This window comes from Xanthomonas sp. JAI131 (assembly GCF_013410075.1).
Taxonomy (GTDB): Bacteria; Pseudomonadota; Gammaproteobacteria; order Xanthomonadales; family Xanthomonadaceae; genus Xanthomonas_A; species Xanthomonas_A bonasiae.
Window position 1 is genome coordinate 458,390 of the sequence record NZ_JACCCN010000001.1, and the last position, 16,873, is coordinate 475,262.

At 69.1% G+C, this 16,873-nt stretch carries 17 protein-coding genes; 8 read left to right on the forward strand and 9 right to left on the reverse strand.

Annotation, left to right across the window (positions count from 1 at the left end; translation table 11 throughout):
- Positions 1–121: 121 nt before the first annotated feature.
- From ccmE to ccmA, 5 genes are all read right to left on the reverse strand, one after another.
- Positions 122–574 carry a cytochrome c maturation protein CcmE gene (ccmE, locus tag HDC36_RS01915; RefSeq protein ID WP_179563969.1) on the reverse strand — a complete coding sequence of 151 codons (453 nt, stop codon included), beginning with the start codon at positions 572–574 and terminating at the stop codon, positions 122–124.
- Positions 571–744 carry a heme exporter protein CcmD gene (locus tag HDC36_RS01920; protein WP_003474125.1) on the reverse strand — a complete coding sequence of 58 codons (174 nt, stop codon included), beginning with the start codon at positions 742–744 and terminating at the stop codon, positions 571–573. Before HDC36_RS01920 ends, ccmE begins: the two co-directional genes overlap by 4 nt.
- Complete coding sequence (gene ccmC / locus HDC36_RS01925; RefSeq protein ID WP_179563971.1) at positions 741–1,490, reverse strand: heme ABC transporter permease CcmC; 750 nt, start codon at positions 1,488–1,490, stop codon at positions 741–743. Before ccmC ends, HDC36_RS01920 begins: the two co-directional genes overlap by 4 nt.
- A 115-nt stretch (positions 1,491–1,605) precedes the next feature.
- Positions 1,606–2,301, reverse strand: a complete 696-nt coding sequence (ccmB, locus tag HDC36_RS01930) for a heme exporter protein CcmB (protein WP_179563973.1) — start codon at positions 2,299–2,301, stop codon at positions 1,606–1,608.
- On the reverse strand, positions 2,298–2,945 hold the full coding sequence (gene ccmA, locus HDC36_RS01935; protein ID WP_047324868.1) for a heme ABC exporter ATP-binding protein CcmA: 648 nt from the start codon (positions 2,943–2,945) through the stop codon (positions 2,298–2,300). The genes ccmB and ccmA overlap by 4 nt, the downstream gene beginning before the upstream one ends.
- A 218-nt stretch (positions 2,946–3,163) precedes the next feature.
- Between ccmA and HDC36_RS01940 the strand changes: the two genes are divergently transcribed.
- From HDC36_RS01940 to HDC36_RS01950, 3 genes are all read left to right on the forward strand, one after another.
- A complete protein-coding gene (locus HDC36_RS01940; RefSeq protein WP_179563975.1) occupies positions 3,164–4,312 on the forward strand; it encodes a pyridoxal phosphate-dependent aminotransferase in 1,149 nt (382 codons plus the stop codon).
- A gap of 150 nt (positions 4,313–4,462) precedes the next feature.
- The gene (locus HDC36_RS01945) at positions 4,463–5,293 is read left to right on the forward strand and encodes an amidohydrolase (RefSeq protein WP_179563977.1); all 831 of its coding nucleotides are present in this window, start codon (positions 4,463–4,465) and stop codon (positions 5,291–5,293) included.
- Positions 5,294–5,383: 90 nt separating this feature from the next.
- On the forward strand, positions 5,384–5,821 hold the full coding sequence (locus HDC36_RS01950; RefSeq protein WP_179563979.1) for a hypothetical protein: 438 nt from the start codon (positions 5,384–5,386) through the stop codon (positions 5,819–5,821).
- Between the two features lie 81 nt (positions 5,822–5,902).
- Here the strand turns inward: HDC36_RS01950 and HDC36_RS01955 are convergent, their stop codons facing one another.
- Positions 5,903–6,595, reverse strand: coding sequence for a hypothetical protein (locus tag HDC36_RS01955; protein ID WP_179563981.1), 693 nt, complete (start codon positions 6,593–6,595; stop codon positions 5,903–5,905).
- Between the two features lie 268 nt (positions 6,596–6,863).
- Here HDC36_RS01955 and HDC36_RS01960 point away from each other — a divergent pair, with 268 nt between their 5' ends.
- Positions 6,864–7,490: a hypothetical protein gene (locus HDC36_RS01960; RefSeq protein WP_179565549.1), complete on the forward strand. Its 627-nt coding sequence runs from the start codon at positions 6,864–6,866 to the stop codon at positions 7,488–7,490.
- A 423-nt stretch (positions 7,491–7,913) separates the two neighbouring features.
- Here the strand turns inward: HDC36_RS01960 and HDC36_RS01965 are convergent, their stop codons facing one another.
- The 3 genes from HDC36_RS01965 to HDC36_RS01975 are packed head-to-tail and all read right to left on the reverse strand — an operon-like array spanning position 7,914 to position 11,455.
- Positions 7,914–9,476, reverse strand: a complete 1,563-nt coding sequence (locus tag HDC36_RS01965) for a pseudouridine synthase (RefSeq protein ID WP_179563983.1) — start codon at positions 9,474–9,476, stop codon at positions 7,914–7,916.
- The gene (gene scpB / locus HDC36_RS01970) at positions 9,469–10,494 is read right to left on the reverse strand and encodes an SMC-Scp complex subunit ScpB (RefSeq protein WP_179563985.1); all 1,026 of its coding nucleotides are present in this window, start codon (positions 10,492–10,494) and stop codon (positions 9,469–9,471) included. Before scpB ends, HDC36_RS01965 begins: the two co-directional genes overlap by 8 nt.
- 22 nt (positions 10,495–10,516) lie before the next feature.
- Positions 10,517–11,455: a ScpA family protein gene (locus HDC36_RS01975; protein WP_179563987.1), complete on the reverse strand. Its 939-nt coding sequence runs from the start codon at positions 11,453–11,455 to the stop codon at positions 10,517–10,519.
- 372 nt (positions 11,456–11,827) lie between these two features.
- Between HDC36_RS01975 and HDC36_RS01980 the strand changes: the two genes are divergently transcribed.
- From HDC36_RS01980 to HDC36_RS01995, 4 genes are all read left to right on the forward strand, one after another.
- Entirely contained in the window at positions 11,828–12,127 is a 300-nt protein-coding gene (locus HDC36_RS01980; protein WP_179563989.1) for a YciI family protein, read from the forward strand.
- A 20-nt stretch (positions 12,128–12,147) separates the two neighbouring features.
- On the forward strand, positions 12,148–12,423 hold the full coding sequence (locus HDC36_RS01985) for a BolA family protein (protein ID WP_179565551.1): 276 nt from the start codon (positions 12,148–12,150) through the stop codon (positions 12,421–12,423).
- A gap of 245 nt (positions 12,424–12,668) precedes the next feature.
- Complete coding sequence (locus HDC36_RS01990) at positions 12,669–13,688, forward strand: LacI family DNA-binding transcriptional regulator (protein ID WP_179563991.1); 1,020 nt, start codon at positions 12,669–12,671, stop codon at positions 13,686–13,688.
- 118 nt (positions 13,689–13,806) lie between these two features.
- The gene (locus tag HDC36_RS01995) at positions 13,807–16,788 is read left to right on the forward strand and encodes a TonB-dependent receptor (RefSeq protein ID WP_179563993.1); all 2,982 of its coding nucleotides are present in this window, start codon (positions 13,807–13,809) and stop codon (positions 16,786–16,788) included.
- Positions 16,789–16,873: the final 85 nt, after the last annotated feature.

Here is a 16,873-nt window from a genome sequence, read left to right on the forward strand (position 1 = left end):
GGCGTGCGCCGGGACGCGGGACCCGGGACGCGGGCCCCGGAAAAGCGAACGCTCAGGCCGCGCGCGGTCTTGCTGTTACGAGTCCCGAGTCCCGAGTCCCGAGTCCCGCAAAAAACTCCAGTCACCGCGCCGCCTCCGCCACAGCGTGCTTGCGATGCGCGCTGCCCATCTTGTCTTCCAGTTCCTTGGGCATGTAGGTCTCGTCGTGCTTGGCCAGCACGTCCTCGGCCACGAACACGCCGTCGTGCATGCGGCCGGTGGCCACCACCGCCTGGCCTTCGCGGAACAGGTCGGGCAGGATCCGGTCGTAGCTGACGGTCAGCTGCGCATCGCCGTCGGTGACCCGGAACCGCGCCAGCAACGAGCCGGGCGCGCGCTGGAACGAGCCTTTCTCGACCATGCCGCCGAGGCGGAAGCGCGCGTGCTCGGCGGTCTTGCCGGCCAGCACTTCGGCCGGGGTGTACAGGTAGGCGGTATTGCGCTGCAGGGCCATCGCCACCAGCGTGGTGGTCAGGCCGGCGGCCAGCACCAGCACCATCAACAGCAGCAGGCGGCGCTTGCGTTGCGGGGTCATCGGCTCAGGTCCAGCGTGGCCGGGTCGGGCTTGGGCTGCTGCTTGCGTTGCGCGCGCAGTCGCGCCGCGCGCAGGGCGCCGCGCAGCTGCAGCCGCGCCAGCACGAAGTCGGCCAGCAGCACGCCGACGAACACCGCATAGGCACCGATCACGTAGGGCAGGTAATTCATCCGCGCGCCTCCGCCAGTTTCGCCACCCAGTCCTTGCCGGCCTCGCGGCGCAGGTTGTCGGCGCGCGCGCGCGCCAGCAGCGAGCCGGCGAACCAGAACTTGGTCGCCGCCACCATCAGCCACAGCGGCGGCAGCATGCTCGGGTCCATGCTCGACTGGCCGAACAGGCGGATGGTCTGGCCCTGGTGCAGCGAGTTCCACCACACCACCGAATAGCGGATCACCGGCAGCAGCACCACGCCGACGATGGCCAGCAGCCCGGCCGCGCGCGCGGCGTTGCGGCGGTCCTCGATCGCCAGGTACAGGCCCATCACCCCGATGTACAGGAACAGCAGGATCAGTTCGGTGGTCAGGCGCGGGTCCCAGTCCCACCAGGCGCCCCACATCGGCTTGCCCCAGATGCTGCCGGTCAGCAGGGTGATCACGGTGAAGGCGGCGCCGATCGGCGCGCAGGCCATCGCCAGCACCTCGCACAACTTGATCCGCCAGACCTGCGCGATCGCCGCGTACAGCGCCATCAGCCCGAACACGAACAGGCTCATCCACGCGCTGGGCACGTGGATGTAGAGGATGCGGAAGGCGTCGCTCTGCAGGCGGTCGGCCGGTACCACGAACAGCGCCTGCCAGATCCCCAGCCCGCCCAGCAGCAGCGCGGCCAGATAGCACCACGGCGTCCAGCGCGCGGCGAAGCGGTCGAAGGCGGGGGGCGAACCGAGTTGGTGGAACCAGCGGACGACGGAGGACATGCGGTCGATTCTAGCGGGCGGGGGGCTTGCTACGGTGCGGCGACAGCGGTGCGACGATGGACCAGGACAACACGATGGTACGGCCCGCGCGGCGCCGGCGCTGCGCCAAATGCGCTCAGCTCAACGAGATGCGGATCGCTGCCGCCGCCGCCAGCGGCGCCAGCACCAGGCCCAGCACCAGCCCGGCCGCCAGCAGCAGCAGGCCGCCGCTGGGATCCAGGCCCTGCGCCGCGGCCGCCACGCTGCCGGCACCGAACACCAGCACCGGCACGTACAGCGGCAGCGCCAGCAGCGCGACCAGGATCCCGGCGCGCTTCATGCTCACCGTCAGCGCCGCCACGACTGCGCCGATCAGGCTCAGCAGCGGCGTACCCAGCGCCAACGATGCCAGCAGCACCGGCATGCGGTCATGCGGCAGGTGCAGCAATTCGCCGAGCAGCGGGGTGGCCACGATCAGCGGCAGCGCGGTGGTCAGCCAATGCAGCAGCACCCGCACCAGCACCAGCCAGGCCAGCGGTACCGGCGCCAGCAGCCACTGTTCCAGCGAGCCGTCCTCGGCGTCGCCGCGGAACAGGCTGTCCAGCGCCAGCAGTCCGGCCAGCAGCGCCGCCAGCCACAGCGCGGCGCCGGCGACCTCGCCGAGCAGGCGCGGCTGGTTGCCCAGCGCCAGCGCGAACAGGGCCACGATCAGCAACGCGAACAGCGCCGGCTGCAGCGCGTCGCCGCGGCGCCGCCACAGCAGGCGCAGATCGCGCAGCAACAGCGCGCGGGTGGCCTGCCACAACGAGGGCACCGGTGCGGCCAGGCTCATGCGGCCACCCCGCTCAGGCTCAGCATGCGCGTGCGCACCGGCGGCGCGGCGTACGCGCCGTGGGTGGTGACCAGCGCCGCGCCGCCGCTGCGCAGGTGCGCGGCGATCATCCGGTTGACCAGGGTGATGCCGTCCAGGTCGAGGTTGGCGTAGGGCTCGTCGAGCAGCCACAGCGGCGCCGGCGACAGCCACACCCGGGCCAGCGCCAGGCGCTTCTTCTGTCCGGCCGACAGCTGCCGCACCAGGGTGTCCTCGTAGCCGGCCAGGCCGACGATGGCCAGCGCGCTGCCCGGCATCTGCTTGGCGCGGCGGCCCTGCAGGCCGCACAGGTAGTGCAGGTTCTCTAAGGTGCTCAGGTCCGCCTTCAGCGCGCCCAGGTGGCCCAGGTAGGCCATGTAGCGCGCGCGGTCGCCGCGGCGCACCGGGCGGCCGTCGATCTCGATGCGTCCGGCCTCGGCGCGCAGCAGCCCGACCAGCACCCGCAGCAGGGTGGTCTTGCCGGCGCCGTTGTCGCCCTGCACCAGCAGCGCCTCGCCCGCATCCAGATGGAAGTCCAGCGGGCCGAACACGGCGGCGTCGTCGCGGGCGAAGGTGAGCCCGTGCGCGGCCAGCAGCGGCGGCGGGGAATGCAGCGGATCGGTCATCGGCGGAATGCCGCGCCGGGACGGGCGCGGCGGCAGGCGGTGGGTGCGGGAGGCGCGCATTGTATCGGCATGCGGCCACCCGGCGCGGGCGCCGCCGCGGCGACGGCGGCGCCGGCCCAGTGGGCCGCGCGAAGAACGCTGTTTTGCGCGGCGACGACGCATCGCCGGCAAGCGGCTTTGCGTACACTCGACGCTTTCCCGCTCCCGTACCCGGACGCATGCACCCGCAGACCAAGCTGCCCAAGGTGGGCACCACCATCTTCACCGTGATGTCGCAACTGGCCGCCGAGCACGGTGCGGTCAACCTGGGCCAGGGCTTTCCCGACTTCGCCGCGCCGGCGCGGCTGATCGACACGCTCGCCCAGGCGATGCGCGACGGCCACAACCAGTATCCGCCGATGACCGGGGTGCCGGTGCTGCGCCAGGCGATCGCCGGCAAGGCGCTGCGCTGCTATGGCGCGCAGGTCGATCCGGACACCGAGGTCACCGTGACCAGCGGCGCCACCGAGGCGCTGTTCAACGCCATCCATGCGGTGGTGCGGCCGGGCGAGGAGGTGATCGTGCTGGATCCGGCCTACGACAGCTACGAGCCGGCGATCGACCTGGCCGGCGCGCGCGCGGTGCACGTGCCGCTGGACCCGCAAAGTTTCGCGGTGGACTGGGAGCGGGTGCGCGCGGCGATCACCCCGCGCACGCGGCTGCTGATCCTCAACAGCCCGCACAACCCGTCCGGCGCGATGCTCGGCGCCGACGATCTGCAGGCGGTGGCCGACCTGCTGCGCGGCAGCGATATCTTCCTGATCTCCGACGAGGTCTACGAGCACATCGTGTTCGACGGCCGCCGCCACGAATCGGTGCTGCGCTGGCCGGAACTGCGCGAACGCGCCTTCGTCGTCTCCAGCTTCGGCAAGACCTACCACTGCACCGGCTGGAAGATCGGCTACGCGATCGCGCCGCCGGCGCTGAGCGCCGAATTCCGCAAGGTCCACCAGTACAACACCTTCACCAGCTTCGGCCCGGCCCAGTACGCCTTCGCCGCGATGATCCGCGACGAACCCGAGCACGACGAGCAACTGGGCGCGTTCTACCAGGCCAAGCGCGACCGCTTCCGCGAACAGCTGCTGACCATCCGGCTCAAGCCATTGCCGGTGCCGGGCGGCTACTTCCAGCTGGTCGATTACTCGGCCATCAGCGACCTGCCCGACACCGAGTTCGTGAAGTGGCTGACCATCGAGAAGGGCGTGGCGGCGATCCCGCTGTCGCCGTTCTACCAGACCCCGCCGCCGGGCCAGCGCCTGGCCCGGCTGTGCTTCGCCAAGAACGAAGCGACGCTGGATGCGGCGATCGAGCGGTTGCGCGCGCTGTAGCGCGCAACCGCCGGGATTGGGGATTCGGGATTGGGGATTCGGAGAAGCTAGGTACCCCTTTAGCGGAAAGTCTGCTTACCGATCCCAATCACGAGTTCAAATCCCGCTTTTGCCAATCCCGAATCCCCAATCCCAAATCCCGGCCCCTCAATGACCGATCTGCGCATCTCCCTGATCCAAGGCGACACCCGCTGGCACGATCCGGCCGGCAATCGCGTGCACTACGCCGAGCTGCTGGCGCCGCTGGCCGGAGCGACCGATCTGGTGATCCTGCCGGAGACCTTCACCAGCGGTTTCTCCAACGAGGCGCTGGACCAGGCCGAGGGCATGGATGGGCCGACCGTGGCCTGGATCCGCGAGCAGGCGGCGCGGCTGGGGGCGGCGGTGACCGGCAGCGTGCAGTTGCGCGTGCCTAGCGAGGACGGCGCCGCAAAGGTGTTCAACCGCCTGCTGTGGGCCACGCCCGACGGCGCACTGCAGCACTACGACAAGCGCCACCTGTTCCGCTACGCCAACGAGCACCAGCGCTATGCCGCCGGGCGCGAGCGGCTGTGCGTGGACTGGAAGGGTTGGCGGATCAATCCGCAGGTCTGCTACGACCTGCGCTTCCCGGTGTTCTGCCGCAACCGCTACGACGTCGAGCGCCCCGGCCAGCTGGATTTCGACCTGCAGATCTTCGTCGCCAACTGGCCGTCGGCGCGCGCCTACCCGTGGCGCACGCTGCTGCGCGCGCGCGCGATCGAGAACCTGTGCTTCGTGGCCGCGGTCAACCGGGTGGGCGAGGACGGCAACGGCCTGCACTATGCCGGCGACAGCGCGGTGATCGACTTCCTCGGCCAGCCGCAGCTGGAGATCCGCGAGCGCGAGCAGGTGGCCACCACCACGATCTCGGCGGCGGCGCTGGCCGCGCATCGCGCGCGCTTCCCGGCGATGCTCGATGCCGACGCCTTCACCCTGGGCGCGGCCAACGCCGATCGCTGAACGGCGCCGTGCCGGAGGCGGGTTTCACCACGCTGCCGTGCGCGGCGCGCTGCTACGCTCGGGCCGGTTTTCCATCCACGGAGCGTCGCCATGTACAACAAACTGTTGACCACCGCCGCGCTGCTCGCCGGCATCGCCTTCATGCCGCAGGCGCATGCCGCCGGCAACATCGATTGCCAGCTGCGCTTCAATCTGTCCGGCTGGTCGGTGTTCTACAAGACCGCCACCGGCACCGGCACCATCACCTGCGACAACGGCTCCAAGATCCCGGTCAAGATCAGCGCCAAGGGCGGCGGCCTGAGCGTGGGCAAGTCGAAGATCGTCGACGGCCGCGGCCGGTTCACCGGCGCCTACACCCTCAACGACCTGTTCGGCACCTACGCGACCGCCGAGGCGCATGCCGGCGCGGCCAAGTCTTCCGACGCGCAGGTCATGACCAAGGGCGATATCTCGCTGGCGCTGGCCGGCACCGGCAAGGGCTGGGACCTGGGCGTGGCGGTCGGCGGTTTCACCATCGAGCGGCGCTGAGCCGCGCGGCGCCGTCTGCGATCGCAGCGGCGCCAGGGCGAGGCGGCTTCCCGCAGGAGGCCGCAGCGCCGGCAGGTCCGCTCACTGCTGAGCGAACACCCAGGCCAGCTGGCCGCGCACCGGTTCCTTGGCGGCCAGCGCCTGCGCGTACAGCGTACGCGCGGCCCAGCAGGCGTCGGCGTCGCTGGCCTGCGCCATCTGCGGCAGCACCTTCACCAGGCGCTGCTGCTGATCGGCGGGCAGGGCCCCGATCAGGCTGGTCATCGCCGCCTGCACATCGGCCGGCGCCACGGTCTGCGGCGGCGTGTTGCTCAACTGCGCATCGGTCGCCTTGAGCGAAATCTCGAACCATTGATCGATCTGCGCCGGCGGCAGCGTCTCCAGCCCCTGCAGCATCGCCGCGCTCATCGCCTGCGCGTCGTTCGGGTTGCCGCCGCGGGCCAGCAGCGCGCACTTGGGCACGTCCACTTTTTCGCTGACCGCGGCAAGGATTTCCAGGCGCTGTTCCAGCGTGGCATGGTCCAGCCGGGTGATGCCCTTCTGCGCCAGCTCGAAGCCGGCACGCTGCGCCTGCGCCTTGTCGCCCTGCTTGAGCAGCGCGACATAGCGCGGATCGTTGACCAGCTTGCGCAGCATGCGGTCGAACGGCTCGTGCAGCGGCGAGCTCTTGGGGTAGGGGTTCTGCGCGGCGGCGACTTCTTCCTGCACCTTCTTGCACGCGCCCAGGCTCAGCACGGCGGCGATCAACAGGGGCAACAGTATCTTCCGTGACATGGAATCTCCGATCGGTAGAGGCGCCGCCGCCGAAGTGGGCAGCTCAGGACGCCCAGGATATCGGCTTCGCCGCTTTTGCGCATCGGCGCCTCGGGCGTGCGGCCATGCGCGGATGCGGCAGCGGGCCTTGGCCCCATGCGCGTCATGTCCCGGCTGTGCGGACCAAGACCTATCGCATCGAACGCTTGTTCGTAGCCAGCCGCTTGCCGTGGCAAGATCGCCACCGACATCCGGCGGATGCGCATGCCGCAGGCAGGAGAGGCGATCGATGAGCAGGATCGGGCTGGCCGTTGTGTTCATGGCGCTGCTGTCGGCGCGCGACGCGTCTGCAGCCGGGCAGGGCATGCAAGCCTGCGAGATCGACAGGCCCAGGCTGCTGGCCCTGGATCAGCAGCAGTTCGATCAGGACGTGCGCGATGGCGGCGGCGGTTGGCGCGCCATTGCGGCGCGTCCCGGCTGCGAAACGGCCGCTGCCGATCTGATCCGCGACTACAGGAAGGCGCATCCCGACGACGCCAGTCTTCTCTATTGGCATGAGGGACAGCTGCGCGCGTTCGCCGGCGACTATCCCGCCGCGATGGCGCTGATGCAGGCGTCCAAGAAGCCTGCATCGCAGGATCCCGCCGGATGGAATCCGTATGTCGATGCGACGATGGCGTTCCTCGCCCACGACCAGAAGGGCCTGGCAGCGGCGAAGAAGGCGCTGGACGCGGTGCCGCCGTCGCCGGACCTGCCGCCGTTGAAGGATGGAGTCATCGAGCTGCCGATGCAGGATGGGCAGGTGATCAAGATGCGCTGGCCGCCGAATGCGGACGTCGTCGAAGGGCTGGCGCGGTGCATGGAGAAATCCTACGCCGTGGCCTACAGCCAGGAATGCCGGGCAGGCTCGCCTTAGGGCGTGGCATCTACCGCAGGTCGCGCCGCGCCTGCGCGTGCATGGGGCAAAGCCAGCAAGGGAACCACGTCCGTGCCAGAGCGCTGATGCGGCAGCGCGCACGCGCTGTGGATTGGGCTTGTCGGGTGCCAGCCGACACCGCGCGGCTCGACGACCCGAGCGCCAGTCGGGCGCTGCGACGCAGTGCCGGCCGGCGCCCCGGCAGACCCGGCGACTGACTCGGCAACCGACGGCACGCCCTGGCCGGCGGCATCGCGGCGCGCGTCTGCGGCGGGATCGCCTGCTCGATCTCCCGCTGGCCGCCTTGGCGGGCGGGATCCGGCAGCGCCTGCCGCATCTGCGCCCAGCAAAAAGGGCGTCGCATGCGCAGGCGCCCTTGGTCTTGGCTTAATGCGGCCGGCAGCGGTGTCGGCCGCATGCTACTCAGCCGCCGCCGCGCGGACCGCGGTTGCCGCCACCGGGGCGACCGCCGCCGCCCGGACGCCCGCCGCCGGGGCGGTTGCCGCCGGGACGACCACCGGGGCCGCCCGGACCGCGCTTCTGCCCGTCGGCACGCGGGCCGGCCGGTCGCGCAGAGCGCGGTGCCGCGCCGTACGGGCTGAAGCCGGGGTTGGCATGGTCGGACGGGAAGCTGGGCGCATTGCCCGGGTGCCCGTACGGGTGCGCCTTGCGCTGGCCCTGTCCCTGGCCGCCGCGGCCCTGGCCTGCGCCCTGGCCGGCACCGGCGCCGGCGGGGCGCGGCTTGCCATAGGGACGACCCTGGCCTTGCCCCTGGCCCGGACCACGGGCAGCGGCGGGACCGGCATTGCGGTGGCCGGTCGGACCGGTGCTGACGCCGTCGGGCACGTACCAGGTGCGGAACGCGGCGGGGTTGCCGTCCGGCAGCGGCTTGGGCCCCTTCGGGGTGCGCTGCTTGAACGGCTTCTGCGCCTGCTGGGCCGCCATCTCGCCGCTGACGGTCAGCCCGCCATGCGGCTTCTTGCCGCCGCGGCCGCGGCCGCGGTCCTCGCGGAAGTTGTCGAAGCGGCGCAGCTCGCGGCCTTCGTCGGCGACGTTGTGGCCGTTGACGTAGGCATTGCCGCCGCGGCCGACCTGCACGGTGGCCTTGGCCGCCTTGCGCTGGCCGATCACCGGCTGCAGGGTCAGCGCCGACGGGGTGCCTTCTTCCAGCTTCAGTTCGGCGCGCAGCGCCTCGACCTTGTCCTGCGCCAGCTCCAGCGACTGCCCGCGCAGCAGCTCGCGCGGCAGGCCCACCTTGCCGTAGCGGGTGCGCTTGAGGCGGCTGACCTGGCAACCCTGCGATTCCCACAGCCGGCGCACTTCGCGGTTGCGGCCTTCCTTGACCACGACGCGGAACCAGTCGTGCGAATCGGTGCCGCCGATGCGTTCGATCTCGTCGAACTTGGCGCCGCCGTCTTCCAGCAGCACGCCGCGCGAGAGGCGCTCGACCATGCTGTCGGGCACCTTGTCCTCGCCTTCCGGGGCGCGCACGCGCACCACGTACTCGCGCTCGATCTCGTAGGACGGATGCATCATCGCGTTGGCCATCTCGCCATCGGTGGTCAGCAGCAGCAGGCCGGTGGTGTTGATGTCCAGGCGGCCGATGGCGATCCAGCGCGCGCCCTTCAATGCCGGCAGCGCCTCGAAGATGGTCGGGCGGCCTTCGGGGTCTTCGCGCGTGGTCACTTCGCCTTCGGGCTTGTTGTAGATCAGCACGCGCGCCGGCTCGGTCAGCGCGCTGGCGACGAAGCTGCGGCCGTCCAGCTCGATCCTGTCGCCGCTCTTGACCGACATGCCGGTCTGCGCGACCTCGCCGTTGACCTTGACCAGGCCGTCGGCGATGCGCTGCTCCAGCGCGCGGCGCGACCCCAGGCCGGCCTGCGCCAGGACCTTGTGCAGGCGTTCTTCCAGTTTCGGCTGCTCGCCGGCGGCATCGCGCTTGAGCGAGAGCTTGTTCAACGACAGCTTGCGGGAGGTGTCACTCATTTACTTGGCTCCGGCCGGCGCGGGGTGCGTCGGCCTGTGGTTCGGAATCGGCATCGTCAACAGCCACGGTCGTCGTCGCGACGGCGTTGTCTTCGGCTTCGTTCGCATCCGCCGCGCGCTCGCCCGGCGCGGCTTCGGGTTCGCCCGTCGGGGCGGTGTCTGCAGACGAGGCAGTCGCCGTGGCGGCGTCTGCATCGGTCTCGCGTTCGGTATCGGTATCGCTGTGCGCTGCGGCGGTGTCGTCCGCAGCGTGCGGATCGGCTGCGCTGTCGGCTTCGGCCTTTGCTGCGTCTAGCTCGGGCGCAGTATCCGGATCGGGTGTGGTGCCGTTGTCTTCGTCGCTCGCCTCGGCGGGCGGCGCGTCGGCCGCGTCGGCATCCGCTGCCGACGTGGCTGCGTCGGCATCGGTGTCGGCATCGGCCGCTCCGGCCTGGGCCATGTCGCCGACCGGCAGGGTGTCGCGGTCCAGCTGCAGTTGCGGTTCCAGTTCGCCGATGTCCTTCAGTTCCGACAGCGGCGGCAGTTCGTCCAGGCGCTTGAGCCCGAAGTAGTCGAGGAAGCCCTTGGTGGTGCCGAACAGCGCCGGCTTGCCGGGCACGTCGCGGTGGCCGACCACGCGGATCCACTCGCGCTCTTCCAGCGCCTGGATGATGTTGCTGCTGACCGCCACGCCGCGCACCTGCTCGATCTCGCCGCGGGTGATCGGCTGGCGGTAGGCGATCAGCGCCAGGGTCTCCAGCGTGGCGCGGGTGTAGCGGGTCTTGCGCTCGGTCCACAGCCGCGCCACCCACGGGTGCACCTCGCTGTTGACCTGGTAGCGGAAGCCGGAGGCCACTTCCACCAGTTCCACGCCGCGCCCGGCGCAGGCCTCGCGCAATTGCTCCAGCGCCCGCTCGATGCTGCCCGGCGGCGCCGGCTCGTCCTCGGGGAACAGGCCGTGCAGCTGGGCCAGCGGCAGCGGTTGGTTGGCGGCGAGCAGGGCGGCCTCGACGATGCGGTTGATCAGCGCTTGATCCATGCGTAAGGGGGTCTTCGAAAACTCAGGTAGGGTCGTTGGCGGCGTCGGTATCGTCGAACTCGCTGTTGAACTGCAGCGGTTCGTTGGTGTTGCCCAGCGCCAGCGACTTGACGTAGATCGGCGCCAGCGGCAGCCGTTCGCCGTTGCGAACGACCTGATCCATCGGCTCCTGGACGATGTCCAGCAACTGCTCCTTGGCCAGTTCCAGCAAGGCCAGGAAGGTGACCAGCACGCCCAGCTTGCCTTCCTCGGCGCTGAACAGCGATTCGAAACGGTAGAACCGGCCGTCGTCCAGGCGGCTCAGCACATCGCCCATCCGCTGCCGCACGCTCAGCGCCTCGCGCTTGATCGCGTGGCCGCTGAACAGCTCGGCGCGCTTGAGCACGTCGTACAGCGCCAGCAGCATTTCCTTCAGCTCCACCGGCGGCGGCAGCTTCACCGCGGCGCGGTCGGGCACATGCGCCTGCACCGGCGTGGTGTCGCGGTCCTGCCGCGGCAGCGCGTCGATGTCCTCGGCGGCCTGCTTGAAACGTTCGTACTCCTGCAAGCGGCGGACCAGTTCGGCGCGCGGATCGGCTTCCTCGCCTTCCTGCGCCGGCGGTCGCGGCAGCAGCATCCGCGACTTGATCTCGGCCAGGATCGCGGCCATCACCAGGTATTCGGCCGCCAGTTCGAAGCGCAGCTCCTGCATCACGTTGATGTAGTCCACGTACTGCCGGGTGATCTCGGCGACGGGGATGTCCAGGATGTCCAGGTTCTGCCGGCGGATCAGGTACAGCAGCAGGTCCAGCGGGCCTTCGAACGCATCCAGGATGACTTCCAGCGCATCCGGCGGGATGTACAGGTCCTGCGGGATCTGCAGGACCGGCTGCCCATGCACCACCGCCAGCGGCATTTCCTGCTGCTGTGGCGCGGTCTGCTGGATTGGCGGGTTCGCGTCGAGCGCGAGTTCGGAGGTCATCAGTTGGACGTCAGGTACATCAGGTGTTGCGGTAGCGAAGGGCCGGGCAGGGGCGATCCGGCTCGGGGCCTTGCCAGCAGTACTGCAGTTCACGTCGCGTCATCCCCGCAACGCGATCCACACTTCAACAGGACACAAGGCGTACGCCGCACGAGTCGCGGCGACGGAACAGCTTGAGGAGGACGTCTGCGCGGGCGGTGTCAGGCAGCGAATCGGTCGTCGGAAGGGGCTGGGGGAGCCAATCACCGACGGGCCGCTGCATCCGGCCGCGTGCAATGGAACCAAGGGTAATGCGCCAGCCGGGTCGGTGTCCAGCGCCGTGGCGCTAGAATTGTGCGGGGTTCATACGCGAAACGAAAGGCGGGTGGCGGTATGTGGTACGTGATCGAGGGATACGACGGCGCCGATGCGCTGCCGCGGCGGGCGGCGGCACGGCCGGCGCACCTGGCCCGGTTGGAAGCTCTGCAGCAGGACGGCCGCCTGCTGCTGGCCGGTCCGTGCCCGGCGATCGACGCCGAGGACCCGGGTCCGGCCGGGTTCAGCGGCAGCCTGGTGGTGGCGGCGTTCGACTCGCTGGCGCAGGCCCGGGCCTGGGCCGAGGCCGATCCGTACGTGGCTGCGGGCGTCTACGCGCGGGTCGAAGTGCGGCCGTTCCGGAAGACCTTGCCGTGAGCGGGCCTGCCGTGGGCGAGATGGCCGCGAGCCGGGTCGAGCGCATCCGCGCCGCGTTGCAGGCGGCGTTCGCGCCGCAGTCGCTGGAAGTGGAGGACGACAGCCACCGCCATGCCGGCCACGCCGGGGCGCGCGACGGGCGCGGTCATTTCAATGTGCGCATCGTCAGTGCCGCCTTCGCCGGCATGGCGCCGCTGGCCCGGCACCGCGCGGTCTACGCCGCGCTCGGCACGATGATGGAGAGCGACATCCACGCGCTGTCGATCCGCGCCGAGGCGCCGCGCGAGGCCGCCTGACCCGTCGCGCAGGGCCTCGCGGCGGACCGTCCGCAGTGCCGCGCGCATGCCGCGGCAGCCGAAAAAAGCGGGATCCAGGCCGTTATTATGCTGCGGCGCGTCATGATTTTGGCGATTTTGCGATGGGTCAAGTGTTTGAATTGAAACGTTTTTATTGAAAAAATAACAAAAGGCTTCTGCCTCGTCCTGAAAACGATTACAGTCCGCGCCAGTTTCTCAATGTCTCGGCCGCGGAGGGCGGCACGATGGCGAAGAGCGCGGTCACCATCAAAGATGTCGCACGCGAGGCCCGGGTATCGGTGGCCACGGTGTCGCGTGCGCTCAACGGCCACGAGAACGTCGCCGAGCCGGTACGCAAGCTGGTGCTGGAAGTGGCCGAGCGGCTGCGCTACAGCCCGCATGCGGCCGCGCGCAGCCTCAGCAGCCGTCGCACCCAGACCCTGGGCGTGGTGCTGCCGGACCTGTACGGCGAGTTCTTCTCCGAGTTGATCCGCGGCATCGACGGCGCGGCGCGCGCGCGCCGCCAGCATCTGCTGGTGTCCAGCTACCACGGCGATCCGGAAGAGCAGGGCCGCGCGCTGCGCGCGATGCGCGGGCGCGTGGACGGCCTGCTGGTGCTGTCGCCGTACGCCGAGCGTCCCGGCTTTCTCACCGACAACCTGCCGCAGGCGCTGCCGACGGTGCTGATCAACACCTATCTGCCGGGCGCCGAGTATCCGGTACTGAGCATCGACGACCATGCCGGCGCGATGGCGATGACCGAGCACCTGCTGGCGATGGGCCATCGCCGCATCGCCTTCGTCGGCGGCCCGGACCTGAACTTCGATGCGCGCGAACGCCTGCGCGGGTTCCGCGACGCGATCGCCGCGCATCCGGGCCAGGCGCAGGGCCAGGAGTTTCCCGGACAGTTCGACGAAGCCTCGGGCCATCGTGCCGGGCAGGCGATGCTGCAGTCGGGCACGCTGCCCGATGCGGTGTTCGCCGCCAACGACATGACCGCGCTCGGCTGCCTGTACGCCTTCGCCCAGGCCGGCGTGCGCGTGCCCGACGACATCGCGCTGGCCGGCTTCGACGACATCCCGCTGGCGCGCTTCGTTCACCCGTCTCTCACCACCATGCAGGTGAGTATCGCCGGCCTCGGCGAGCAGGCGATGCGGCGCCTGCTGCAGTTGATCGATCAACCGGGAAACGACGAGGGGCTGCGGCAGACGCTGACGCCGCTGCTCGTCGTGCGCGATTCCAGTCGCAACGTCACGAAGAAATAGGAGGAGCAACGTCGCCGACGCCGCTGTCGCCATGCTGTTTTCAACGCTTCACTTGCTGCACTTTTTTCCTTGTTTACGCAGTCGCTACAACAACTAAGAACCAACCTGGAGGGTTTTCATGCATCAACGTAATCAGACCGCGGCTAGGCCTGCGCGCAAGCTTCTCACCTGTGCGCTGGCCAGCTGCCTGCTGCTGAGCGCCGCACCGGCGTTCGCGCAGAGCACCGCCGCCACGATCCGTGGGCAGGTCGCGCTGGAGTCGGCGCCGTCGGCGCAAGCGCAGGTCACCGCGACCAACCTGGCGACCGGTCTGTCGCGCACCGTGCAGGTCAACAACGGCAGCTATGCGGTCGGCGGCCTGCCGCCGGGTTCGTACCGCATCGACCTGACCGCCAATGGCCAGACCACCTCGCAGAACGTCACCGTGCAGGTCGGCCAGACCGCGACGCTGAACCTCGGCGCCGCCGCACCGGCCGCCAGCGCCGGCGCCGAAGGCGCCACCACGCTTGACGCGGTACAGGTCACCGCGCCGCCGGTGCTGGTGGAGACCCGCACCTCCGAGAACGCCACCTACATCTCCAACGTGCAGATCGAGAAGCTGCCGCAGGCCACGCGCAACTTCCTCGAACTGGCCGACAGCGTGCCGAGCGTGCAGTTCCAGCGCGACGCCAAGGGCAACACCACGGTGCGCTCCGGCGCGACCTCGGCCAACGGCACCAACGTCTACATCGACGGCATCAGCCAGAAGAACTACGTGCTGACCGGCGGCGTCAGCGGCCAGGACTCCAGCCGCGGCAATCCGTTCCCTCAGTCGGCGATCGGCGAGTACAAGGTCATCACCTCCAACTACAAGGCCGAGTTCGACCAGGTCAGCAGCGCGGCGATCGTCGCCTCGACCAAGTCCGGCGGCAACGATTTCCACGGCAGCTTCTTCTGGGACACCACCAACGACGACTGGCGCGCCGAGAGTCCGCTGGAACGCGAAGCCGGCAAGCGCGACGATTTCTCCGAAACCCAGTACGGCGCGACGTTCAGCGGCCCGATCCTGAAGGATCGCGCGCATTTCTTCATCGCCTACGAGGCCAAGGAATACACCACGCCCAATACGGTGATCCCGGGCGGCATCTATGCCGACCGCGTCGATCAGCTGCCGAGCGAACTGCAGCCGCTGGTCACCACCTACAGCACCCCGTTCAAGGAAGACCTGTATTTCGGCAAGATCGACTGGACCATCGGCGACAACAGCCTGTTCGAGCTGAGCGGCAAGTACCGCAAGGAAGACGAGCTGTCGGACATCGGCGAGACCACCACCTACCAGCACGGCAGCAGCAACGGCCAGGAAGAGAAGCGCGCCAACCTGCGCTGGCAGTACACCGGCGCCGCGTTCCTCAACGACTTGAACCTGAGTTACGAGAGCGCGTACTGGACCCAGAATCCGCTGACCAACGGCAGCGGCTACGTGCTGTCGTACGTGCCGCAGGCCGGCAACGAGACCACCATCCTCACCGCCGGCGCCGGCAGCAGCTACCAGAACAAGGGGCAGGAAGGCTGGACCCTGCAGGACGACCTGACCTTGAACAGCATGGACTGGCACGGCAGCCACACGGTCAAGATGGGCTTCAAGTACAAGGACATCGAGCTGGATTCGACCCAGATCAATCCGGCCAATCCGCAGTACTACTACAACATCCTGACCGATACCGACACGCCGTACCGGGTGCGCTGGGGCGATACCAGCGGCGGTTCGGTGGTGTCCAAGAACAAGCAGTACGGCATCTATCTGCAGGACGACTGGGAAGTCAACGAGCACCTGACGCTCAACCTGGGCGTGCGCTACGACTACGAGAAGACGCCCTCGTTCCTCGACTTCGTGACCCCGGCCGACGTCGCCAGCGCGCTGCAGAACTGGAGCAACCTGGACAACGCCAACTACGACATCTCCAACTACATCAGCAACGGCCACAACCGCAAGGCGTTCAAGGACGCCTGGCAGCCGCGGCTGGGCTTCTCCTACGACCTGTTCGGCGACCAGGCGCACGTGATCTACGGCGGCGCCGGCCGTGCCTACGACCGCAACATCTTCGACTACCTGGCGCTGGAGCAGCTCAACAACAGCTTCAAGTCGTACAGCTACTACTTCAACAGCGTCAACAACAATGGCGTGGCGACCCCGTGCCTGGGCGACCCGTGCGTGCCCTGGAACGAGAGCTACGCCACCCAGGCCGGCCTGGACGGGCTGGCGTCGAGCAACACCGGCGGCGGCGGTCGCGAGATCTACCTGATCGACAACAACATCAAGGTGCCGTATTCCGACCAGTTCAGCCTCGGCATGCGCAACATGGTGCATCTGTGGGGCAACGACTGGTACACCGACGTGACCCTGAGCCGGATCGTGAGCAAGGACGGCTTCGTGTTCCTGCGCGGCAACCGTCGTGCCGACGGTTCGTTCTTCCTGCCCGGCACCACGTCCGGCGTGCCGACCGATTCGCCGAGCGGCTACAGCGCGATCGTGCTGGGCACCAACGGCCTGGAAACGCGCAACAACCAGCTGGCGCTGAAGCTGGACAAGCCGTACGACAAGGAGTCGGGCTGGGGCCTGACCGTGGCCTACACCTTCTCCGACGCCAAGGAAAACCGCCAGTACGGCGAGCACTACGCGCTGGACCAGGCGTCGATGGCCGGCTACGGCTGGCGCGAGGCCGGCGGCATCCCGAAGAATCGCCTGGTGGTCACCGGCATCTACGAGTTGCCGTACGCCATCACCCTGTCGGGCAAGCTGTCGCTGGCCAGCCAGACGCCGCGTTACGGCACCAACTGCCTGGCCGGCAACGACCAGTGCTATATCATCCAGTACAAGCCGGATGCCACGCTGGGCTACAAGGAATTCAGCCTGGCGGCGAACAAGGAATGGGATACCGGCGCGGGCATCAAGTTCAACGTGCGCGCCGACGTCATCAACCTGTTCAACTGGACCAACTACGCCGACTACAACACCGACACCGGGACCTACGACGACCTCAACACGTCGTACGGCACCGCGAACGGCGTGTTGGCGTCGCCGATGCGCACGTTCAAGCTGTCGTTCGGCCTGAACTGGTGATGCAGCGGCCGCGGCTCCCGACACCGTTCGGGGGCCGCGGCGGTTGCAGGGACATGTTGCAAGCGTGGATGCAAGCGATTGCCGG